This is a genomic window from Pseudomonas syringae, from assembly GCF_021606685.1.
Taxonomy (GTDB): Bacteria; Pseudomonadota; Gammaproteobacteria; order Pseudomonadales; family Pseudomonadaceae; genus Aquipseudomonas; species Aquipseudomonas syringae_R.
The window spans coordinates 41,241-64,727 of sequence record NZ_WKCB01000017.1 but is presented as its reverse complement, the minus strand read 5'-3'; the positions used below and the strand labels follow the sequence as shown (position 1 = coordinate 64,727).

Genomic DNA, 23,487 nt, shown 5'->3' with positions numbered 1-23,487 from the left:
CAACGAAAAAAAACCAATCAACCTCTCGCCTTTAGGAACGCAACATGAACCAGCTAAAACAGCAACAAGCCGCTTTGATTCAAGAACTGGAAACACTGGAAGAAAGCCTGCCGAAACTGGAGGCCGAATGGCGCAACGCACCCAGCGGATTCAGTGCGAATGGCAACGTAATTGGGAGCCCGGAGGGTCGCGAGGCTATGGAGAAAGTTTCAAGCGTCGAAGCCCGGATACATGTGATTCCAGGCGAGCTCGCATCAATTAATCGGAAAATTAAGCACCTGGAGCAGCTTGAAAAAATTGATCAGATCAAAACTGATGCGATTCAAGCGATGACCGATGCAACAGCTGAAGTCGAAGCGCTGGAACGGAAAAAAACGCACTTGAGTGAGCGGTTTCAGACAATTCAATCAGAAGCCAATCAATCCCTGGAAAAGGCGCAACAAGCCGAGCGCGACGCTGCAACGTACTACGCCAAAAGCCTGGCAAGCGGTGACGCCGAAGGGGAAAAATCAGCAAGCGGCGAAATGCAAAAGGCGGCTAAGCAATTGGCAACAACGGACGAGCAGGTCAGAAGGCAAGACCTTATCCTCAGTGCTCTCCAAGTCGAGCTTGATACTCTTGAGGCTCAAATCACGAATGCCCGCCAACGTGCAGATGAAGCCAAGACCGCAGTATTGAACGCGGTCGGGTTTGCCTTTAACGAGGAATGGAACGCTGCGACCGAGCAACTTCTCGCTGTAGGCGCCCGAATAATTGCCCTCAGCTACCTAAAAGGAGGAATGGGCGATGCCTTGTCTGGACTAGAGGTGCCTCGCTTCGGCCCTTTCCATTCAAGACTTAATCGTTCCGATTTGGCAGCTGCGGCCCGTAATATTTCCCTTGACGACCTAATCGCCGCGTAACCCCGAAATCAGCCCGCTCTCGCGGGCTGTTTACTCCACCCATCAGCACGACTGGACAGATGCGCAACTGCAGCGACCATGCCGTTATTCTGAATCTGTTCTGAACTGGTAGCCGTCTACACTCCAACCAGCTACACGTTAAGCCGCAGGATACAAAAAACCAAGCCAACATCACTTGTCAGCTTGGCTCAATACTAAATTTCGACGACATCGTCCTCGACATTGTTCGCATGTAAAGAATTACGCCTACTGGCCTTCACTTTTGTAATTAAAGCCGCACTCGGCCACCCAATCGTTTCTAAAACCTCCATGACTCTTTCGTCAGAAGCCAGCAAACTTGACAACCCCCCGACAGACTCTGTGCTATTAAAAAAAGAGCTGCGAAGGACAATTGATAACTTTATTTTCGGCTCATCTAATCCTGAAACAATGGAAATTAACTCTGCAATTGGAGACATACTCTCCTCATCATAGCCTTTACGAAGGTAGACCCAAACATCATACAATATTAACCACGCCGCAAAGTTCACATCATCAACGCTATATTTACCATCTTTAATCCTGACCGCCAAATCTAGCCATTCATCAGGATCAAAGTACTTATTAAAACTTAACGGCAACAACTTCAGCGAACCTCTAAAAGCTTCGCCCCAATAAAAATCAAAGCTCTCCTCAAAAGCGACCTCTAACGACGGAACTAAGTAATTCGAGAAAACATCCGTTTTCCTGATCCCCTCCCAGTAAGAGTCATCGTACGATCCATTGGTACCTACTAGACTTCTTCTCAACGAAGATATTGGAAAAGCCTGACTTCGACCGCGACGCATCAACCTCCTCTCATCTTCAAATTTTATCCCTGACTCTTCGAATTTCTGACGCTCATCCAGGGCATCATAAAACCTTTCCACACCCGTTGGTCGTGATAGGTTCTCACTAAGCCAAACTTTGATTGCAGGCGCCAAAAATGACCTAACTTGCTTCTTATTAGTATGGCTAGAACCGCGAAGTGCATTACCTAATGCTTTGATCATCGTAGGATGCATGGTAGTCGATGCGCAGGCGATTGCCGCGAGGTGCAAGCCATGATCATGATGTGGACCAAAATTTCTAGAGAACATTAGAAACAGTTCTCGATCGAATAATTTTTCCGCTTGATTAGATGGATCAAGAAGCATCAAAACACCAAGACCAACAGTTGATGCCGCATTTGCCTCAGAGTTCTTAGTAGCCCATTCATTATAGACATACCTCAACTTACCCAATGGACCGCCACCAACAACAAAGTCAGACCTTGATAAAACCAGCGCATTAAACACAGCACAAGTTTCTTCGGACATACTTATATCAAGACCGGAGCAACCTCCATCTAAACCCGGATAACCCAAAGAATAGCTTATTAATGCCAGCCTTAGCCTATTGGAAGCTGAGGCTCTTTGAAACTGCGAATTAAATGCTGACAATGCATGAGAGAGATTAATAGCATCTTTTGTCACAAGCCCTTCGACAGACTGTTTCAAGTCAACAAAGTCTTCTATCTCCTGACATAAAGCGAGTGCATTATGCGTGACGGAAAATATATCCTCAGCACGAAGCTCCGCAGCTTCAATAGAATCTCTGAGAAGCCCCAAAAGTAGCAGTGCCGTATCTCTCGTACTAGCGGAACTAGGTTCATCCAAAAGCTTATCAATAAAAAATGCCTTGCCGGAAGAAGACTTTAGGCTTGCAACTAACAGACGAACTACTTCTCTCCATCGTGGATTTTGTAACGCACCATGTAACTCATCCCAAATTGACTGGGCTCCTCTAGTCTCGCCGAAAGCCAGGAGGTAAGTCGCACAAAGGTATTCTTGAAAGGTAAGGTGAATAAAGCTATATAATCCGTCACCGGCTTCAACAAGTAACCCAGCAGAGTTTTTTATGAAAGAAAGGAAAGCCTCAGCCTGATCTTCGGCATGATCATCAGCCTCCTTAATAGACTCATACTTTTTTATATGGTCAGTTAAAAACTCCAATAGCTCTTTATGCTCCGCAACTGAACGCCCTTGCGCGCGAACGCTCCTGGTATGCATCCAATAAGCAATTGATTCGACTCTAACTCGATTACGCTGCTCAATTCGCCCCTTTACTACTTCTTCATCGTTACGCTTTGCCTTATACCATGTATTCAGCAGTGTCTCTGTGCACTTCTGATAGAGCACTACTCGTTGATCAGGCAATACCGCATCAATTCTATGCACTAGAGCAACGATAGTGAGCAACAATGGATTTCTAGCTAAAGCCCTGATTGAGTCACTTTCAGGAGACACAATCACCCTGATTAGATCATTCGCGTTTCTATCCCTCTCGTTGACGTCCTCAACTCTTAAAGAATACCAATCGATAATAAAATTCTTCACTTCCTCAATTTTTAGCTTGGCAACTCGAAAGTGGTTATAAGATTCGTCGAATCGCGCCTCGGCCTCATATCCAACTATTCTAGAGGACAAAATAATTGTATTACCCGGAAAATTAGATGTAAACGATTCAACTCGATGCCTTACAATGTTCTTGAATTGGTATCCCGGCAACTCATCCAGCCCATCAAAAAGCACAACTGCCTGCCCAGTTTCTAGATAATACTCATAGAAAGCGGGGCTTAAACCACTCAAGTTAAAGTCAGCTTCCGCAACTTTTCTAACGTATTCAAGAATGGATAAATTCTTGTCAATCTTAAGCTCATCTGCATAGCGCCGCAAAGTCACAACTATAGTTAACCTGCCATCTGCAAAGTAACCGCATCGAGACTGCAGTCGCTCGCTTATCCCTGCCAATGCTAAAAAGGCTAACAATGTAGACTTGCCAGACCCCGGATCACCCAATATCACAGATCGAGATCCTGGTTCTAAAAGGCTAAGCGCTTCTATTCTCGGAGTTTGATCAGTCTCTTCACTAGCTCGTTCAGAAACCAAAGACAATGGAATGTAGATATCCTCAAGAGGAATTCGTCTAGAAGTTTCCTCTTTGTATACAGACATACCAACAAATTCAATCCGTCCATATCTGCGACGCATATTTTCATCATACTGAGCTCTTAGCTCATGGATAGTTTTTCGCCTTTCAACCCCTAAATTTACGTGCCCCGGATAATAATATAAACACAAGTGATGCGTCTGAAGAAACAGATCTTGAAGTTTTGAATGGCCAATATGATCTAACTCAAGCTTGTCTTTATATTTCACCTTCAACTTTTCAAACCATCCAACGTCGCCTCCTCCCTTACGCTGCGCTGGATTTTTGAAATCATCCGGAGTAACTAGAACCCACCTTACCAAATTCAGAGTTTCATTGCGTTCTAAAGCATTATCCAATGACTTAATAATTTCCTGGCGATGATCATTACTTAAAGGGGAAGAAAAAAATTTATATTGATATCCTATAGCACTGCTAGATTGTTTTGTTCGTGAAAAACCGTCCAGACCTTCAAAGTCTCCAGAAGCATCATCAAACAGGTTGAATTCTTCCCCCCTTCGTTTTGCATCATTAAATAGTAATAAGCCAACTATCCTCCCAAACTCTTTGCCCCCCTCAGTACCAGAGGCAAGAATTTTGCTTAATGCTGGAACCGCATTCACCCGCTGTCCTACTGCTGTCATTTCTTTATCTTCCTGATATTAATACGCACAATTACAAGCTCAAACACCTACGACACCATTACTATTACTTTTTTGATTTCTGAAAAACGCCACTTCTAAATCGAAAGTGAGGTTTGGCCAGTTAAAGTTGGTGACATATTGGCTGGGCAGTGTATAGGATGTTACTGGCAGCATTCATGAAGGGCCTGTCCGCTACATCATGGAGGCTATTTTCAGAATGTACTTTTAACGGTTACGTAGCCTCAAAGCATTCATCCCTTCCATTAAACCAACCAGTTGCTCAACCACCCCCTCATCAAAGTCTTCCCGGTCCTGCTCCTCGTGAGTTCCTTTGTTCAAGTACTGCCATAACAACGTCTGCTCAGGTATTCCGAGAATCTGCCCCAATCCATCCAGCAAAGGCTGCTTGTCGATATGTTCGAATGTGCCCGCGGCATTCAGTCTTGCGCGGAGACCATCGCACAAATTTCGCAATGAGGGCTGATCTCCCACACCAGCCAACTTGACACTGATTAAGCCTAAGTCGCATTGCCCCAACCATCGCCATATCTTGTTAGCGAGCATTTCTAACGCCTGTCTGCACGGCTGAAGAGCCCCACGATGGTCTCCTCGGTCAACAGCAGCCCTAGCGTTTATAAGATAGGCTTGTGGCGGTAGATCTCGCAGAACGCGCGGATGATGATCGCCGGTGTGATGACGAAACGTGTAAGACAACCACTGAGCTCTATCAACATGGTTCTGGATGTCCTTGATGAATTCATTGCTGTGGCAGGTCACGATGATCTGCGTATTGGCAAAGCGTCTACTCTGGAACAGGGCCTCCCTAATTCCCTGACGATGCTCATGGTCGATAGCATTGATCGCGTCATCGAAGATCACCGTAGGCGCCTGGATGTTGGAAGCCTTTGCCAACAAGATGGCCAATCCCAAACAGCGGACGTGCCCCTCACTCAGTACCTGCAGAGCATCAACACGCGCTTGCGGGGAGCCTTGAAAACTCAATTCGATACGACCGTCCCCAGCAATGGGTAGGTGAAGTGCTGCCAGTTTGTCTTCCGGTGCATCACGGACGTTGAACTCGTTGTACAATTCCATGGCCAAATTGTTCAGACCTGCCAACAACGTTCCCGGTAGCTCCGATCGGTAATGCCTTAGCAGGCCCAAAAATTCATTGTAGGCGACTTGAATTCTTACCTCTGCTACAACTTGTGTCTCTTCCTCCGCAGCAGCAGCGATCAGTCCGGCGTTCTGCGCATCAAAGGCATCGATACGCTGACGGGCCCCCGCAATGGCTGCGATAGTTTGTTGGCGTCGGGTTGCCTGTTCAACTACTACGATGCGGGCAACGGAAAGTCGATCCCGCTCTGCAATCACTCGTGCACGCTGCTCCAAGTTTTGCTGAGTAACGGCATCCGCTTCCTCCAACAGCCGCGCGTAGTTAACTGCTTGTTGTGACAGCGAAACACCCCCGGCTACGGGGTTGTACCCTGGCCTCCACCATGCCGTATCGGGTCGAACACCTGGATTTGCCAAATAGCGAATAACTTCATGCTCACTGTCGACCGTAGCGCCGACGCGATGGGCAAAATTAGCGAAGTATGCGCTTAATGCATCTGAGGCAAGCCGCCGCTCATCAACAGCTGCTTGGAACCTCTGCTTGAGCTGAGTCAGCTCTCGCAGATGCTCAAGACCCTGTGCAGCCTTTAAAAAAGGATCAACGTGGACATGCTGCTCCCCAACAATTGCAGTCTCGCATGCTGGGCAACGATCAGGAGAAAGCGCTTGTAGCTCAAGAACTGCAGTGTAGAGGTCTTGATAGGTAGCGCCATCCTGCTGCAAGGCCAGTTGACCAGCAAGCTCCTCAACAAGTTCGTGAGACTCATCTGCTGCGCGAAATACTGTAAGAAGATCCTGCTGCCGAATACCCAGAAGGGCCGGCGCAGGTTGGTTCAGTATCTCTATCAACGCCTGCAGTCTACCGGGGACGTCGTTAGAACCCACCGCCTGTTGCAACTGGGCATACGTCAACCCGGCTTGAAAAGCCTCCGCGTACTCCCGCTCAGCCAGATCAAGTGCAGAAATACTCTCAGCCTCACCAGCAAGTAGTTCGATGTCATGAGCGATCGCTTGACGTCTCCGTGTCAGCTCCTGACCTTGCACAGGCAGAAGCGACAACTGCCCATCAATTGACTCATTAAACTGACCTACGAACTCGTTGAAGTGGTCCATACCAAACAGCGCGGCTATTAGCTCTGTCTTTTGACCGGCAGGTTTCGCAGCGATCCTCGAGAAGGAATCAATACGGTTTTTCTCAATGAAGCAGAACCGATAAGCATCGGTATCCGCCTGAACGGCAACTCGCTGGCCTTGTGGGTCCAACGCCGTCAACTGAGGGGGTACAAACCGACCTTCATGGACATTACGTAGATACTGAGCAGCATCAATTCGCTTTTGCGCCCCCTCATCTACAGCTCCGAGCAGGGCAAACTCGAGCGCCTCGCAAAGGCTGGTCTTGCCGCTACCATTGGGACCATAAAACAAAACGATGCGCCGTGTGAGGTCAAACGCCTCAGCATTCCGAAAACCTCGGAACGGCCCAAGGGAGAGATGACATAACTTCTCCCAATGCCATCCTGCACCTGCTGCTATTTGTTCCAGCATAGGTTGGCCCGGATCACTAGCAAGGAACCGCTCGCGCGCCAGATCGACTAGATGTACCGACCGCTGGCTCCGATGACGTGTAGTTGCACTGACACTTTCAAAGTTGTCCAGGACCAGCCGTCCAAAACGACGCACGTCTTCTGGTACCTCTCCGTCAGGTCGATGAAGCCATTGAATGAAGTGCTGATAGTCGTGTTCTGCAGACGCCATCCCTACCTCCGCTGTAGTCGCATGACTGTGATCAGGCACAGCCCTTCTTCGCCTAGCATTACGTGTTCGTTGCTAATCGCCCCATCTTCAAGCGCCTCATCCGTGACTGGAAGTATTCAGCTCGAGACACAGTCTCTAGATGTAACACCTATATAGCTTATAACACCACCTTTTGATCGTTGCGCACAGAGGTGTGACCATCTAAATATCTATAAAAAATATATAGATAAATAAATTTGCGATACCCGTAACACCTGTAACATCAGATTTTAGAACCCCTGGCCCCCGTGATGGATACACCTCCAGCGACATAGGGTCATGATCATGACTGAACCATCCATTGAAAGGGGCCCTTGGGCGTTTGACTAAATGCAGGGTTGGAAACCAGCGTGACCGTGTTGGTGTAAAGATGCACAGCTTGTTGAACAGTTGGACCAGGTGAACCTGGTTAACTCCAGTTCACCTGTGCATATGCCCTACTCTTTCAGCCATCTGCGAGTACCGTTACCAATACGGCAACGATGCCCTTTTTTCTTCAAACTCCTTTCAATTTCAACATTGAAATTTCAGTAAGCTGGTGTGGTTGCCGCTACCTCGATCCCGCGGGTTTCATGCCCCGTGTGAAGCTAAAGCTCTCAGGGTCCCCAGCCTGATTTCCTCTCATCAAAAGGTGGGGCCAGCGAAATTCCCTTGGTAGGCTCTGGCGCAAAGCGCCTGCCCACAACACCCGGATGCTGACTTTAGCGTTACACGCAGGGGCAGCGTTACATCGGGGGTACGCTCTGTCGCTCAACTGTGTAACAGGCATGAAAGCCAAAGAAACCGGGCGTTTGGTGAAGGTCGTTACACTCGTAACACCGGTTACACCAGTTTTGGAGGAGGGCCGGATATGTGCTCGGATGCTGCCTTTCCAAATTGTGTCATTCGCGAAAAATAGCAATCGACCAGAAGCGGGCTTACAGAACATGACCGATTGTTGATGGTTGCCATGGCCTGGGCCCGCCTGGAGATTCACTACCTATTCAATGTCAGCATCAATGCACGCGCTTGTGATATCGGCAACATCCAGAAGCGATAGGCCAAGCGCCTTGTTGTGTGGTTCGACCATTGCCCAGGCCTCTGCAACATTCATGTGCCGAATATGTTCGACTACACCTAGCTCGTGGCCTCTTTCATCGCACTTGGCGATTGCGTATGCAAAGCCGTCCTGTCGGCTGTTTACCAGGCAGAAGGCTTGGCGCAGTTCGGGTGTGCGGCCAGTTATGGATTCAATGAAGGTGTTGTATAGCGGCATCGATACCGCGCCGGTGAAGTTCGTCGCCTGTCGGGAGGCTGGGTGTAGGGTAATTGACCAGACAGTGACCGTGAATGCGTCTTGGCCGTGAGCGTTGGCGAAAGTCATCACGGTAGGAGTGTGATTGCCGTTGCCGTAGTCGGGCTCGTGAGGAGCAAATGCCACTCTCTGCTCCAGGAGACGGCCGGGGGACGGAGCGCACATGTAAGCCCAGTGTAGTGGTTTCACATCTCCTGCCGGATCAGGCCTTGAGTAGTGTGAGGCGGTGAGGCTTGTTGGATTGAAAGATTGGTTTATCAGGTAATCGCGAATCTTCTCGGGTAAGCGCCATAGCGCGTCGGTGCCAACGCTCAAGAACGGCTTTGGTGCTAGGGACGGTATCTCAAGTAAGGCAATAGCAACATGCGTAGTCTCGTGTAGGTGCGCAGGCAGCATTGCGCATGCCCCATTCCAATCATGGAAACCGAGAAGCTGGCTGAGCATTTCTCGCTGAGAGGCGAGCTTGCTGACGCAGCCAAGAGATTTGGATGTGGAGTGAAGAATCTGCGATAGCAGTTTTACATCGTGCGAGGAGAGCGCGGGTATCGACATACGAGGCACCAGATTAGCGATCTATGTGCATCTGGTTCCCCCGGTTACAGACACTAGATCGGGCTGATTTAGGGCCATGCATGAGTTTGTCGCGCCTCCGCAAGCGGAGGAGGAGAAAGCATTTACCGTGCACGTATGTGCGATAGGGGAGGCAGGAGCTTTCAAAACCGTCGTTAGGATATGGCCTATTCGAACTCGCTGCAATGACTTCAAAAAAAGGGAGCGCGTTTATGTTCTCAGGCCTGAAGGTCAGCTACTGGCCGTTTCTTGCCGATCACGGGACACCCAGTGTGCTGGTCAAATCCGATGCAAACGACTGGTCAAGTCCATGCAACTACGCATCTAGGGAATCAAGATGACCAGCGCGATTTCCGATCACCAGGTGGTGAGGACAGCTGATATGCAATGCGACTGGCTCGAGGTAGATTGACTACCTGACAACACGGCGGGAGAACATCATGGAAGACACCCCTTTGCTTGCGTCATTGCTCAAGCGCATGAATGAAAACCAACTGGCCCTGGGGGCAGCTATCGAGGAGCTGTCAAACTGGGTTGAGCGAAGAGGATCTACAGAAGTGGCACAGAACATTCGAGGGGCACTGGATACCCTGGATGGAAATGCAGGATTTATCACCCTTGCGCTTGCCTCACTTGCGGCAGAAGGTCGAACGAGGAAGTAACTACTCAGTTGGATGGCAACGCATCAGCAACCATTTAGTGTTTCTTTACCTACCTCGAAAAAGTGGCCAGAAAGAAGCGCCGTGTATGCCCACGTGTATGCCTAACCGAAAAACCACCAAACGCACCCAATGAATACGGGCATTTTACCTTCCAGTTCAAACGACGCCGGGGCACCAGATACAAATGAAAAAGCCCCAGGTCGAAAGACCTGGGGCTTTTTTTGGGTGTCGAGTTAACGCTGCTGCAAGCCCTCCAACCGCGCTGGCAAGTCTGCTTCGGGAAAGCGTTTATGCAGCGCCAGCAGCTTTTCATCCGCTGCTCGGGTTTCTCCCGCACGGCGCAGGTTCACAATCTCTTGCAGCCCCTCCTCCAGGGAAGGCAAGGCCACCGGCGCGCGCTGACTGAGTTTGGCGGTCGATTCCTGCGCCATCGAGTCCATGACCTGCGCACGTTCAGCCTTGGGCGCCACAGCCATTCGGGCCACCGGTGCAGGAGCGGACATCGGCGGTGGCGCAGTAGGCGCAGCGTCCTCATGAAGCGCGGAGAAGGTTGCGGTGGAGATGTCGGATTGCGGCACAGGCTCGCGCATCACCACGCCGATCATCAGCGCCAAACCCGCCACGGTGGCAAACGCCATTTGCCAGCGTGGGCGTTGGCATGCGAGTAGCCAGCGCTGCCACAGGCTCGGCTGGGGCGTTGGGGCTTCACGGCGGGCGACGTTGAGGATGAAGGCGTCGAGGGACGCGGGCGGCTCGCCGCTGCTGTGTTGACGAAAGTGCTGGAGCAACGCGTCGTCGGGGTCCGGGGTCTGTCGGGAATCGGTCATACGGCTATCTCCTCGGCCAGCAGGCGGCGCAGTTTCTGCTGGGCGTAACGCAGGCGGCTTTTTACGGTTTCCAGCGGGGCGCCGGTGAGTGCGGCGATTTGCGGCACGTCGAGGTCGCCGTGCAGGCGCAGCAGAAAGACTTCGCGCTGGTCCTCGGGCAAGGCTTGCAACGCGGCGTCAAGGCGCGCCTGGTCGCGGCTCAGGCTCAGTTGCTGCTCGGGCCCGGCACTGTCGTCGGCCTGGGCGTGCAGTTGCTCGTCGTAGCTGTCATGCAACGGGTTGTGGATGCCGTGTTTGCGCCAGTAATCGATCAGGCGGTTGCGGGCAATCTGGAACAACCACGTACGAAAACTCGCCCGGCCCTGTGGCTGGGTGTTGCTGCGGATCAGGCTGAGCCAGGCTTCCTGATAAATCTCCTCGGCCAGCTCGGCCTTGTTGCTCAGGGACACCAGGAACCGGTACAGGCCTTGGCGATGCCGCGCATACAAGGCCTCGAACGCAGCGGCGTCACCGGTTCGGTAGCGGGCCAGCAGCGATTCGTCGCTGGGTGAGTCATCTGGAACGGCCATGTAGTGGGAGAACTCCTTCGGTCAGCCCAAGCAGGATGTGGGATGGGATAGCTCCCGATGGCAGGGTATCAGGCAGCTTATCTGTAGCTGATCCAATGTCATCGGGAGCAAGCCCCTTCCCACAGTTGTTCAATGTCGTGTTCGGAATCAGTGTTTGAGGCTTTGGGTCAGCTCAACCAGTTGCACGAATTCGTTGCGCAAGCCGAAGGGATCGTCGCCCCGCGCCGAACGGGCCAGTGCGGCGGTGTCCTGCAAGCTCATACTGCCAGTGTAGCGGCCATCCCCCTTGAGCTGTTGGGCGAAGGCTGCCACCGCCGCCGAAAAACGCAGGTCATCGCTGGCCTTGACGGGCTGATCGCCAATAGGCCGTTCGATCAGTTGGCTGTCAGCGCCCGCCAGCGGTTTGTAGCGCACGCGCAGCATCGCCAGTTCCTCGGATGCGCTTTCAGCCGAGCTTGATGCCGCGTAACGCAGAGGCTCCAGCCAGCCTTTCTGGCCCTTAGGCACAATTTCATACAGCGCTGTTACGGTATGCCCTGCGCCAATTTCACCGGCATCGACGTTGTCGTTGTTGAAATCCTCACGCTTCAAGGCGCGGTTTTCATAGCCGAGCAGTCGGTATTCGCTGACGCGGGCCGGGTTGAATTCCACCTGCAGTTTCACATCGCGGGCCACCACCGCCAGGGTCGAGCTGAGTTGCTCCACCAACACTTTGCGCGCTTCGCGCAGGTTGTCGATGTAGGCGTAGTTGCCATCGCCCGCGTCGGCCAGTTGTTCCATCAAGTGCTCATTGTAGTTATCCACGCCAAAGCCGAGGGTGGTCAGCGACACACCACTTTTACGTTGCTCTACGGCCATCTGCTTGAGGCTGTCGAAGTCGCTGATGCCTACGTTGAAGTCACCGTCTGTGGCCAGCAGGATGCGGTTGATGCCCTTGTCGATAAAACCTTCGCGGGCCATCTGGTAGGCCAGTTCGATGCCGGAGGCGCCGGCCGTTGAGCCGCCGGCGGTGAGTTGATCGATGGCATTGCGGATCGTGGCTTTTTCGCGCCCGGACGTGGGTTTGAGTACCACACGGGATTCGCCGGCGTAGACCACCAACGCCACACGGTCCTGGTCACGCAGTTGGTCAACGAGCAATTTCAGGGTGCTCTTTACCAGAGGCAAACCTTCACGGCGGTCCATGGAGCCGGACACATCGACCAAGAACACCAGGTTGGCGGGCGCCAGGTCTGCCACGGCGCGATCCGCCGCCTTGATGCCGATGCGCAGTAACCGGGTGTTCGGGTTCCACGGCGTGGCGGCAAGCTCGGTAGTGACACCAAAGGGTGAGCCGTCGGTGGGCAGTGCGTAATCGTAGGGGAAGTAATTGAGCATTTCCTCCAGTCTCACAGCACCTTGGGGCGGCAGGCGGCCTTGGTTGAGGAAACGCCTTACGTTGGCGTAACTGCCGGTATCGACATCAACGCTGAAGGTGGAGACCGGCGTTTCGGCCACCCGATGCACCGGGTTTTCCGGCAGGCTTTCGTATTGCTCGCGTGGCGCGCTGCGGTACTCCTGCGCCGCCGAATCCCGCATGAGGTGCCGTGCAGGCATGGGCGCCGCAAGGGACATGCGTTTGGCCAACGCGCTCTGGACAGGTTCGCTGTTCAGTTCAGCAACGGGCGCAGCCTGCTCTGGCTGAGCGACATCATGGGAGGAAGACAACCCACAACCCGCCAGCGCGACAAGCAAAGTGACGGCAAAACCCTGGGCAGCAGGGCGAAGGTGAGGACGGGACATTGGCTTAACCTCATGAATGAATAATGCGCTCACAAGGTCAGACGTGAAGCTCCTGCGGTTCGGGTTAATACCCGGCAGCCGACGCGGGTAAAGTCGCCCAGCAGTTGGCCGCCAGCAATGCCGGGGGCAAACCCTTTAAATCAAACATTTTGTTAATGAAAACAACAGTTTGGCTACATCAAAAACATCGCTTCAAAGACGTGACCAGATACATATCAGCCTTTGGGATTTTGTTCTGAGACTGGCAGGTTTGCACCTCGCACCATGGAGTCTGCGAGCCCAGTCAAGGAAGAACAAACGCAACTACCCAGTAGGACTTATTACATTGAGAATAGATTCTATAACGCCGTTTTATCTCCAACTGCCGCACGTCAGCCAACCCCCACAGGCTTCATCTCGCCCGCATCCTGTGGGGCTGGTCTTGCGCGCGTTGACTCAACCTCTGATGCCACACCGCTTTGTGCGCATGGCGCCACAGCAAAAGAAGCCGGCCTACCGTCACTCCCATCCATCTATCCCACAAAAGCTGACGAGTAATCCCCTCTGGGGCACCGTGGCTACCCGCACACCTCCCGCCCTTGGGAACAACTATGACGTTACCCAGCGCCCAGACGATCCGCATATAACCAGAAACAACAAGCCGTCCTATACCAAACAGGGCGCCATTGGGCAGCTCACACAAGGAACGGGCATCTGGGGGGACTCGAACCGCAATAGCCAGACCGAGATTGGCTACCACTTCAAGAACAACTGGGGCTACGCATTCAGCGAACAACAGAAGCAGGAAGCCCGGCGCTCGATCCAGTCCTGGGGCGATGTGGCCAACCTGGCGTTCATTGAAAACGGCCGCAACACAGAAGGCCAATTGTCCTTCCAGATATCCAACTACGAAACAACCGCCCAAGGGTTCTATCCAAGCAATTTTCCTGGCGGCGGCGACACCCTTTACAACCCGGGTTTCGTATCACGCCCGGTGATGACCCACGAAATCGGGCATAGCCTTGGCCTGACTCACCCGGGCAATTACAACGGCACCTCGAATGAGTCACAGCGTGTTTACGCACAGGACTCCAAAGCCCATACCGTCATGAGCTACTTCGATGCACGAGACAGTGGCAAAAATATAGGCAACAGTCCCATGGCGCCGATGATGGATGACATCAGTGCCATTCAGCAAAAGTACGGCGTCAACCATCGCACCCGCCGGGAAAACAACACCTACGGCTTCAACTCGAATGCCGGCAGGGATTATTACTCTTTGAGAAGCGATTGGGATGCCGCGAATTTTTGCATATGGGACGGCGCGGGCAACGATACGCTGGACGTGTCGGGCTACCGCCAGAACCAGGTGATCAACCTGAGGGCCGGTTCGTTTTCCGATGTAGGAGGCTATCTGGGCAACGTCTCGATTGCCCGGGACTGCGTCATCGAAAATGCCGTGGGGGGCGCAGGCCACGATGCGCTGATCGGAAACGATGCCAATAACCGGCTAACCGGCGGGGCTGGCGCCGACCATTTGCGCGGTGGCCGCGGCGCGGACAGTTACGTCTATAACCACGCCAGCGACTCCACCCCTGAAAACCCGGACTTGATCCTGGATTTCACCACGGGCACCGACCAGATCGATCTTCGTGCAGTGGAAAAAAAAGCCAATACGCGCCTGACCCTCGTCAGCGCCTTTACCGGGCGCATCGGCGAAACGATGGTGAGCTACAACCCGCAGAGCCAACGCTACTTCATCGCCATCGACTTGACCGGCAACCGCGCAGCGGACTTCCTGCTGAAAAGTACGCAATTGATCAAGCCGACAGACATTCTGGTGAACTGACAGCCAGATGCTAAAAAGCCTTTGCCGACCTCATGGGCCAGCAAAGGCTTTTACACGGTTGAAGCCACCGGGCTGATGCCAGCCGGAGATCCCCGTCGGCACACCGGTCCGCTCCCTGGAGAACCCCAGGGTGGCTACATCCCCTCGTCGCCGGATATAAACGACTTCACGTACGTCCATCGTGTGCAGATCCAATACGCGGCGAATACAAACGTCAGGGGAAAGCCGATCCAGTTGTACACCCACGGTGAGTCCGTGCGCAGGGCAAGCGAAATCACCGCCGCGATGATCATCGCGAATAGCAGGCTAACCGCCAGGATCATGGAAAACAGAGAGATCGATAAGAAGAACCCTCCTATCCATTTATTTCTTCTCACGCGAAGCCTCCTCGTAGAACACGTACCCTTTACCCGCAACACCATTCAGATACGACCCCAGTGCCGCCCCGTAAGGCAGTTTTTTGCCAAGCGTGAACTTGTTGTTATCGAAGCCGTGCACGGTAACTCCGAACATCGAATCCTTCCTGTTGAGGCCGTCTTTCAAGCCCAATCTAAGCGGGACCTTAACGAAGCCCGCGCCCAGTGACAATGCGAAATCCGCACCGCTATAGATAAGCGGTCCGTAACCACCGGGAATCTCGTTGAATACTTCCTTGACGGGGTTGTAACCGCCCTTTTCATTGTTGAAGTGGTTATAAACGCTCGTTCCGCCTTCCGTAATGTTGCCGAGCCCGAACGCCCCCATCGGAATGCCGAAGCCACAGCCGATGACAGACGCACATAAGGTATAACCCGCCGCCACGCTGACCGCCCCGCTCCCGATGGCACCGACGTCCCTGCCCACAGGTACGGCATCGCGTGTGCCGAAGTCCAATACGGAATCGACTACCGAGTATGTGAACAACCCGCGGTCCCTTTGCGCATCCGCCCACTCAAGCTCATTGCTCAACCCGACCATATCGGCCTCGGTCAGATACGCCTCCTGGTACTCCTTCGAGCCTCTGTCCAGATGCGCCCAGCACTTGATGGAGAAGCACACAGCTTTTTTCAGGTTCTCTTCGGTGAAGTCACCCTTCTGCGCCTCAGCTTTGATGGCCGCCAGCTCGTCCTCGTGCGCAGCACGGTTGTAGACATCCACCGAGATCGCGTTGCCGCCCGCAACAGCTGCGCCGGCGGTGCCGCTGCCGGAACCGACCACGGCGCCGACGCCTGCAGCGATCAACGCGGCCATCGCGTCTTGATCCACACCCTTGATGTCATTTTTAGACAACGCTTCGGCAATAGTCGGCATCAGCGCCGCTGACGCACCTGCGCCCAACGCGCCGCTTTGCACATTGCCACTGGACAAGCCGATTGCCGCGCCAGCCAGGGCGTGCAGCATCACACGTGCCGCGCCACCTTCGGCCCAGGCAGCCCGGGTGGCGGCGTCCGCTTCAGGGTCGATCGCGCGCGATTGAGCGTAGTCACCAATCTTGCTGAAGATATCGGCGGAGGCGGTGTTGGCCACAATGCCAACGGTGGTTCCCGCCGGGGCGCCGCCCAGGCCGGCAGCAATCAGCCCGGTGGCGATATCCGCCATCAAGCGCTTGTCGCCACCCACCTGCCAGCGTTGTGCTTCAGCGTACGCGGCATTGGCAGCGAGCACCGTCGCGCCGGCATCGGGCGAGCCGGCTTGGCTCTGGGTTTTAGCCTGGTCGGCGAGGGCCTTGGCCTCATCCGCCTTCGCCTTGCCAATCGTGCTGATGATGCCGCTGGCCAATTGCGCAGAGCCTTGGATCAGGTCAATGCGCTCCTGCATGGCCTTTTGATCGGGCCGGTCGAGTTTGTCATTGGCATGCGCGGTGTCCCGGTTGAGCCCCACCAGGTCATTGGCACCCTCGGGGTTGCGCACCTCAATCGAGCCTTCGCTGACTGCGCTACGGGTGTAGCTGCGGTCATTATCCTTGAGGGCAACCGGGATGCTGCCGCCCGGCGTGGTACCGCCGCTGCTGCTGAAAGACACGGAAAGACCGGCCGATTGGCTCTCGATCTCGCTGACGTTCTTGATATCGCTGACCACCAGGCGATCCGTGCTGAGGCGGTTCTTGTCGGCAGCCGCTTCGCTGGCAATCACTGCGCCCTTGAGTGTGGTGGTCTTGCCGACATTGATGTCGTACCCACCGGCACCTGCGAACAGCCCGCTCTGATCGGTCACGCCCTTGTAGTCGCTGTTCATCTTGGCCGCCGCCAGGCTCGCCGAGCCCGCGACGGTCGAGCCGTAGCAGAACGGCGGAATACAGATGCTCGCACCGAAACCGGCGCTGCTCTGTTTGCTGCGCGACGACTCGGAGTCTTGCAGCGAGATGATATTCAGGTCGCCGCCAATGTCGGCCTTGATGCTGTCAGCGCGAACCTGGGCGCCTTTGAGCGTGGTGTTGCCACCGGTTTGCAACAGCAGGGAGCCGGTGTCCAGCGTCGTATTCACCTGGGTCACGGAATGGCCGTTGCCGTTGTTTTTGGCGCCCTGTGCACCCAGGTCCAGGGTGAAGCCATTTTGCTCGCCGATATTGAAGCTGGCGCCGATTGCGGTCTTGTTGCTCGACCCTTGGTTCTTGCGGTCGACGGTGTTTTGCGCGCTTTGCATCAGCAGGTTGTTTTCAGCCAGCAGCGCGGTGTTGGCCGCCTTCAGGCTGCTGCCGGTGATCTGGATATCACCCTGCGTGCCCTGCGCCGCGCCGGTGGCAATCACCGACAGCTCTTGCCCGGCATTGAGCGTGCTCTGGCGCACGGTGAGGCTGTTGAATTCGCTGCTGTTCTTGCTGCGCGTGTTGGCCAGCTCAGTGCCGATCTTGATCAGCGAACCGTTGCCCGGCGTACCACCCTGTTTGTCCTTGAAGCCGGTGCTCTGGCCATTGGCATCAGCGGCCTGGCCGCCCAAGTTGTAGGCAGCCAGCGCGGCCTGGGCGATTTTCACCGCCTTGAGGCGCGGGTCATCCGCGTTCTTCGCCGCCTCAGTTGCATCACGAATGCTGCGTGCCGTGTCGACCACCGCGCCGCCGATCACCCGACCCACCGCCAAGCTCTTGGAGCTGTCTTGAGTGGTTTGCCGAGCGGTTTCGGCGCCCGCGAGAATGTTCACGTTGGACCCGACGAGCTGCATGTCCTTGGTGCTGACCAAGTCACTGGCAATCACTGCCAACTCACGCCCCGCCGTCAGCGACACATTGCCTGCGCTGGAGCCAATGGTGCTGCCGCTGAGGGTCGTTTCATTGGCCGTGCCGTTGTGTTTCGAGCTGTTGATGTAGAGTTTCTGGTTGCCGGTGATGTCATCCAGGCCGAGCGAGTTGCCGGTGAGCACACCGGTGAGGTCGCGATTTTTTTCCTTGTGCATGTCGGTGCGGGCGAACGTGTTTTGCGCCGCGTCGATGGTCAGGTCACGGCCGGCCTGCATGACGAGGTCGCCACTGCTGACCAGGGAAGAACCGGTGACGGTGGCATCGCGATCGGCCAAGACGGTGACGGTTTCGCCGGAGACCATGCTGCCCATGGCGGTGGTGCGTTTTTCGTCGACCTTGTCCTGGACCTTGCTCGACTTGAGCCCGCCCCAGCTGCTTTTGCTCTCTTTGCGTTCGTGACGGGCGCTGTCGGCGTTATTGACCGAGAGGATGCTCACATCTTGCCCGGCGACCAATTGCGCGGCGCCTTTTTCGGCCGTGACCACACTGCCAGCCAGCAGCAGGTCTTCACCGGCCATGAGTGTGCTGTTGGTTCCGGCGCTGACGAGGCTGCCGACGTTGTTCACCGCGCCGGTTTCATCGAGGCGGAATTTCTTGCCCTGGGAGGTTTTCTTGGTCTTGCTGTAGAAGCTGTAGTCCTGGTTTTCGGCCGCTTTAAGGTTAAGGTTGCGACCAGACACCAGATAGGCCTCGGTACCGGCATTCACCTGGCTGGCCACCAGTTGCAGGTCTTGACCGGCGCTCAGGTTGGCCTTGCCTCCAGCCTTGATCACGCTGGACACCTGCTGGACGTGGTCCTCGATGCTCTTGACCTTTTTCGAGTTGGACGTCGAATGCTGCTCGTTGGCCGCCGCGACAGCGTTGAAGTCGCGGGTGGCAATCAGGTTGATGTCGCGCTTGGCCTCCACCTCACTGGCCACGGCGTTGATATCACGCGCGGCGAGCATAGACAGGTCGCGACCGACCTCCACCACGGAGCCTTGCTGGGCAATGGTGTTGAAGCTTGAACGGCTGCCGACGGCGCCGCTGTTGATGCTTTTCGAGGCCGTGATGTTGATGTCACCGCCCGCTGTTGCCGCGGTATCGGCGCCGCTCTTGAGCACACTGCCGACGTTGTTGATGTTGCCCGCTGCGCGCAGGGCCAAGGTGTTGGCCGACTCGATACGCGCGGCGCTGTCGACAAAGTCGCTGCGCTCGGTGCGGTAGGCGCTGGCGCTTTCGTGGGTGGTGACGGTGCGCTCGTTGAGCAGGTCGGCACCGGCGGTGAGGTTGACGTCGCCGCCGGCAATCACACCGCCTGCGCGGTTAGTGAGGTTGCTGCCGCTGAGCAGATCGAGACGGCCGCCAGCTTGCATCAGGCCGCTGTTGGTGAGGTTGCCGCCGACGTTCGCCAACAGGCTGCCGGTGGCGCGCAACGTACCGGCGTTATTGAGGTTACTGCCAGTGATCAGGTTGACGTCGCTGCCGGTGATCAGTGCGCCGTTGGGCGCCAGACGGTTATTCGCCTGAGCCAGGTACAGCACCGGCACCAGCACTTTTTGCCCGGCGACGGTGGCGTCTTCCAGCCACACGATATCGTGGGTCAGGGCCGCGACCTGCTCGGCAGTGAGGCTCACACCCACCGACAGGCTGAGGGCATCCTTGCTGCTGATGGCGTTGTCCATCAGGTGCTTGAACAGGTCGGCGTCGCTGGTCTGGCCATCGATAAACCGTTGGCCGGTACGCGTGAGTACGGCTTGCTGGATCAGGCGCTGTTCGTAGAAACCGTCACCGAGGCGGCGTTGGGCGGTGTCAGGGTCGTAGCCGAGCTTGCTCAGCATGTAATCCGAGCTCATGAACTGACGCATGTTGGTGAGCAGCGGGTTGGTTTCAATCAGGTATTTGTGCGGGTTGGCCGCGAACTGGCTGTTGGGCAGGTCGCTCACGCCTTTGCCATCGTTGAGATGGAACAGGCCGTTCTGCCCGGTGGGCAGGTCGAAGCCGGGCAGGCCCAACGGGTTGACCTGTTGCTGGGCGACGTCCGGCGGCAATTGCGGGTTGAGGCTGACCTCGGTCGAGTAGCCCGGTGCGTGCGTGTTGGCACCGCTGCCAACGTAGCTATAGCCACGCTGCACCACACGGTTATCGATACCGTCCTGCGCCTTCACGCCAACGGCGCCACCGGCCTGGATCACGCCGGCATAGCTCTGATCGGACGGCGCCAGCTCGGTGGTGGTGCGCAGTTCAATGCGCTCCGATTCCATGGTGCCGATGAATTCGGCCAGGCCGGCTTCGAGGCCAACGAGGTTGTTGGCGTCGTATTGGGTGCCGCCCACGGAATACCGATCGGTGAAGTTCGCCGCGTAGCGGTTCCAGCCTCCCGGCTTGCGTTCGCGAGCGGAGGTGAAAATGCGCGTGTACAAGGTGTCGTGGGTGGCCACACCAACGTTGGTCAGTTGGTTGACGAGAATGGTCATGGCGCCACCGGAGGCGATGCTACTGCTGCTGTTGAGCAGCTCGCCACCGGTCAGCAGCATATCGCCGCCCGAAGTGATGCTGGAGGCTGGCGTCGCATCACTGACGATAAAGTGATCGCGCTCGGTGATCTGGAACGGCCGGTTCTGCTTGCCGCCACTGCAGTCGCCGCCGGTCACGCCTTCGATACAAGCGGTGGGCGTGATGGAAGCGCTGTAGAGGCCGGATTGGGTGGTCAGCACGGTGCGGATATTGTCGAGGGTGCTGGCGGCCAGGATCAGGTTGCGCTCGCTTTCGATGGTCCCCGAGCTGTTGATGATGCTGGTGGCCAGCCCGCCCTGGCCGTCACGGTCGATGCGCAGGTTGCCCATGGCGTAGATGCTGGCGCCGAGGTTCTTCAGGCGGTCGACCCGCAGGTTCATGTCGCCACCGCTGAAGATCAAGCCGTGGTCATTGAGCACGTTACCCACCGACAGGTCGAGGCTGCCCTGGCTGGCGAGGGTGCCGCCGACGGTCCAGTCCTGGCCTTTGCCGACCAGGCTGCGGGTGCCAAGCAATTTGCCGGTGGCGGTCTGTTGCAGGTTGTCGACGTTGACCGTCAGGCGCCCGGCCTCAATGGCGGTGCTGTTGGTCCAGTGGGTTTTGTCCAGGGTCAGGTCGCCGAGGGTCACGAGGCTGCCGCCGACGTCATCGAGGCTGATGCCCGTGAGGTCGAGCACACCGGTGCCCACGTGCAACACCTTGCCACCGGTGTTCTGGAAGGCGGTGGCGGCGAGGCTCAGTTGGTCGTTGGCGGTTTCCAGACTGCCGCTGTTATTGAGCAGGCCGCCGATGGCGTAGCGGGTTTTGCCGGCCGTGCCGAGGGCGCGCATCTGCCCACTGTTGTTGAGGCTGGCGGTGTCGACATCCAGGGTCGTGGCGCTTTCGATCAAGCCACGGTTGGTCAGCGCGCCGGTGAGGCGCAGATCAACCTGGTCGGCGGCGATCTCGCCGCCGTTATCCACATTCACACCCGAGAGGCCCACGCGATTACGGGCGAATACCGCACCGCTGCCGTTGTTGAAGTCGGTGGCGTCGATCACCGTATTCCCGGCTTTGGCCGCAATGCGTCCGCCGTCGTTATTGAGGGTGCCGGCAGTGATCGTGACGCCGGCTTTTTCGCTGTGGATCAGGCCATTCGCACCGTTTTGCACCAGGCCGCCGGCGGTGATGCTCAGGCCTTCATTGGCGGCCATCGTGCCGTTGTTCTGGTTGTCGATGCTGTTGGCGAACAGGGTCAGCAGGCCCTGGCTGGCAAGTTTGCCGCCCTGGTTGTCGATGTGTGCAGCGCGCTGGACCAGCAACGGCCCGGCACTCGCCAGCTTGCCGTTACGGTTGATCAAGTCACCGAGCAGGTCGAGGGTAACCGTGCTGGCACCGGTGACGTTACCGTCACTGTTGTTCAGGCTATTGCCGTGCAGGGTGAACGCGCCGGTGCTGTCGATGATGCCGCCCTGGCTGTTATCGAGCAGGCCGGCAACATTGAGGGTTTGTACGCCATCGCTGAGCAATTTGCCTAGGTTGCGGTTGTCGAGGCTACCGGCAGTGATGTTCAGCGTCTGCTTGGCGCTCAGGCTGGCACCCTGGTTGTCCAGGTGTTGTGTGACGGTGGCGGTGAGGTCGCGATTGGCGATCACCGTGCCGGTGTTGGTGAGGTTCTGCGCGTCGAGGGTGACGTCGCCACCGGCATTGCGGGTGTTGTCGACGTTGACCCCGGCTTCGATGATGCCGTTGTTGGTCAGTTGGCCGTTGCTGGCCAGGGTGATGCTGTCACGGGCAGCCAGGCTTTTGCGGTTTTTCAGCTCGCCCTTGGTTTGCGCCTTGAGGCGGGTACCGGCGTAGACCGGACCATTGGCGTCCAGGCTCGCGGCCTTGATGTCCACCGCGCCACTGGCCGACGCCTGCGCCATGCTCAGATGGCCGTTGGCGTCGAGCTGGATATCGCCGCCACTGGCCGCCAGCGTGCCGTCGAGTTTCACGCCCACACCGGCCTCGGTGCCCACCAGTTTGATCGCGCCAGCGTACATGCCGCCCAGGGCCGAAGAGTCGATGGCCAGTTCCGGCTTGGCGCTGCCGTCATCGGCGCGCGCGGTGGTTTTCAGGCTTTGTGCATCGACGTCATTGCGCCCCGCAATCACGGTGAGTTGGCGCGCATTGATCTGTGCGTTGATCTTGGCCGAGCGGGTGATGATCTCGAAGCGGTCGACGTTACTCGCGTTCAAGCCCTGGCCGTCGATGGTCACCGCACCGCCGTCCACTTCGTAGCGGTCCAGACGGCCTGTCTTGTCGATGATCGGCTTACCGGTGGTCAAGGTGACATTGGGCGTGTTGATAAAGCCGCACCCACTGCAGGTGATGCCGTAGGGGTTGGCCACGATCACTTTGGCCGATTTGCCCGCCACTTCGGTGTAACCACGCAACTGGCTGGGGCTGCCGCCGTTTACTTCGTTGAGGATGATTTTCGCAGCGCGGCCCTTGAGGTTCTGGTTGCCGACGATGATCCCGCCCAACTGGGTGTTTTGCACCACGCCGGTGGCGTTGTTGAGGATCACGCCGTTGGGGCCGACGTTGTAGTCCTTGAACTGGTTGTGGGACAGGCCGCTGCCGTTGGGGCGGGCGATGTTCACCACGGGCACGCCGTTGCCTGCCTGGCCAAGCGTGGTGCCCGGGCCGCTGACCACGATACCGTCGGCTTGGGCCAGCAGCGGCTGCCAGAACAGCGCGTTGGCCAGGATCAACGCCAAGCCACGCTGGCTCAGGGTTTTCAGGGCAGAAACAGGGCGAACATCCATATTCAAAATCTC

At 56.0% G+C, this 23,487-nt stretch carries 10 protein-coding genes; 3 read left to right on the top strand and 7 right to left on the bottom strand.

Annotation, left to right across the window (positions count from 1 at the left end; translation table 11 throughout):
* The first annotated feature begins 44 nt into the window (after positions 1 to 44).
* The gene (locus GIW02_RS09585) at positions 45 to 902 is read left to right on the top strand and encodes a hypothetical protein (RefSeq protein WP_200624225.1); all 858 of its coding nucleotides are present in this window, start codon (positions 45 to 47) and stop codon (positions 900 to 902) included.
* 194 nt (positions 903 to 1,096) lie between these two features.
* Here GIW02_RS09585 and GIW02_RS09580 read toward each other — a convergent pair whose 3' ends face one another.
* From GIW02_RS09580 to GIW02_RS09570, 3 genes are all read right to left on the bottom strand, one after another.
* Positions 1,097 to 4,534, bottom strand: a complete 3,438-nt coding sequence (locus tag GIW02_RS09580) for an NACHT domain-containing protein (RefSeq protein ID WP_236410874.1) — start codon at positions 4,532 to 4,534, stop codon at positions 1,097 to 1,099.
* 225 nt (positions 4,535 to 4,759) lie between these two features.
* Positions 4,760 to 7,405 (bottom strand): AAA family ATPase, encoded by a 2,646-nt coding sequence (locus GIW02_RS09575; protein ID WP_236410875.1) that lies wholly within the window; start codon positions 7,403 to 7,405, stop codon positions 4,760 to 4,762.
* A gap of 1,018 nt (positions 7,406 to 8,423) precedes the next feature.
* A complete protein-coding gene (locus GIW02_RS09570; protein WP_236410876.1) occupies positions 8,424 to 9,290 on the bottom strand; it encodes a hypothetical protein in 867 nt (288 codons plus the stop codon).
* A gap of 458 nt (positions 9,291 to 9,748) precedes the next feature.
* Between GIW02_RS09570 and GIW02_RS09565 the strand changes: the two genes are divergently transcribed.
* The gene (locus GIW02_RS09565; protein ID WP_236410877.1) at positions 9,749 to 9,970 is read left to right on the top strand and encodes a hypothetical protein; all 222 of its coding nucleotides are present in this window, start codon (positions 9,749 to 9,751) and stop codon (positions 9,968 to 9,970) included.
* 233 nt (positions 9,971 to 10,203) lie between these two features.
* Here GIW02_RS09565 and GIW02_RS09560 read toward each other — a convergent pair whose 3' ends face one another.
* From GIW02_RS09560 to GIW02_RS09550, 3 genes are all read right to left on the bottom strand, one after another.
* On the bottom strand, positions 10,204 to 10,797 hold the full coding sequence (locus tag GIW02_RS09560) for a hypothetical protein (RefSeq protein WP_236410878.1): 594 nt from the start codon (positions 10,795 to 10,797) through the stop codon (positions 10,204 to 10,206).
* The gene (locus GIW02_RS09555) at positions 10,794 to 11,366 is read right to left on the bottom strand and encodes an RNA polymerase sigma factor (protein WP_236410879.1); all 573 of its coding nucleotides are present in this window, start codon (positions 11,364 to 11,366) and stop codon (positions 10,794 to 10,796) included. The genes GIW02_RS09560 and GIW02_RS09555 overlap by 4 nt, the downstream gene beginning before the upstream one ends.
* A 147-nt stretch (positions 11,367 to 11,513) precedes the next feature.
* Positions 11,514 to 13,148 (bottom strand): VWA domain-containing protein, encoded by a 1,635-nt coding sequence (locus GIW02_RS09550; protein ID WP_236410880.1) that lies wholly within the window; start codon positions 13,146 to 13,148, stop codon positions 11,514 to 11,516.
* A gap of 421 nt (positions 13,149 to 13,569) precedes the next feature.
* On the opposite strand from GIW02_RS09550, the gene GIW02_RS27035 reads away from it, so the two are divergent.
* A complete protein-coding gene (locus GIW02_RS27035) occupies positions 13,570 to 14,976 on the top strand; it encodes a M10 family metallopeptidase C-terminal domain-containing protein (protein ID WP_268935336.1) in 1,407 nt (468 codons plus the stop codon).
* A gap of 363 nt (positions 14,977 to 15,339) precedes the next feature.
* Here GIW02_RS27035 and GIW02_RS09535 read toward each other — a convergent pair whose 3' ends face one another.
* Positions 15,340 to 23,475, bottom strand: coding sequence for a two-partner secretion domain-containing protein (locus tag GIW02_RS09535; protein ID WP_236410881.1), 8,136 nt, complete (start codon positions 23,473 to 23,475; stop codon positions 15,340 to 15,342).
* Positions 23,476 to 23,487: the final 12 nt, after the last annotated feature.

Excerpts from the sequence above, each read along its gene's own strand:
- GIW02_RS09575 (WP_236410875.1), bottom strand. The coding sequence starts at position 7,405 with ATGGCGTCTGCAGAACACGACTATCAGCACTTCATTCAATGGCTTCAT.
- GIW02_RS09585 (WP_200624225.1), top strand. The coding sequence starts at position 45 with ATGAACCAGCTAAAACAGCAACAAGCCGCTTTGATTCAAGAACTGGAA.
- GIW02_RS09560 (WP_236410878.1), bottom strand. The coding sequence starts at position 10,797 with ATGACCGATTCCCGACAGACCCCGGACCCCGACGACGCGTTGCTCCAG.
- GIW02_RS09555 (WP_236410879.1), bottom strand. The coding sequence starts at position 11,366 with ATGGCCGTTCCAGATGACTCACCCAGCGACGAATCGCTGCTGGCCCGC.
- GIW02_RS09550 (WP_236410880.1), bottom strand. The coding sequence starts at position 13,148 with ATGTCCCGTCCTCACCTTCGCCCTGCTGCCCAGGGTTTTGCCGTCACT.
- GIW02_RS09570 (WP_236410876.1), bottom strand. The coding sequence starts at position 9,290 with ATGTCGATACCCGCGCTCTCCTCGCACGATGTAAAACTGCTATCGCAG.
- GIW02_RS09535 (WP_236410881.1), bottom strand. The coding sequence starts at position 23,475 with ATGGATGTTCGCCCTGTTTCTGCCCTGAAAACCCTGAGCCAGCGTGGC.
- GIW02_RS09565 (WP_236410877.1), top strand. The coding sequence starts at position 9,749 with ATGGAAGACACCCCTTTGCTTGCGTCATTGCTCAAGCGCATGAATGAA.
- GIW02_RS09580 (WP_236410874.1), bottom strand. The coding sequence starts at position 4,534 with ATGACAGCAGTAGGACAGCGGGTGAATGCGGTTCCAGCATTAAGCAAA.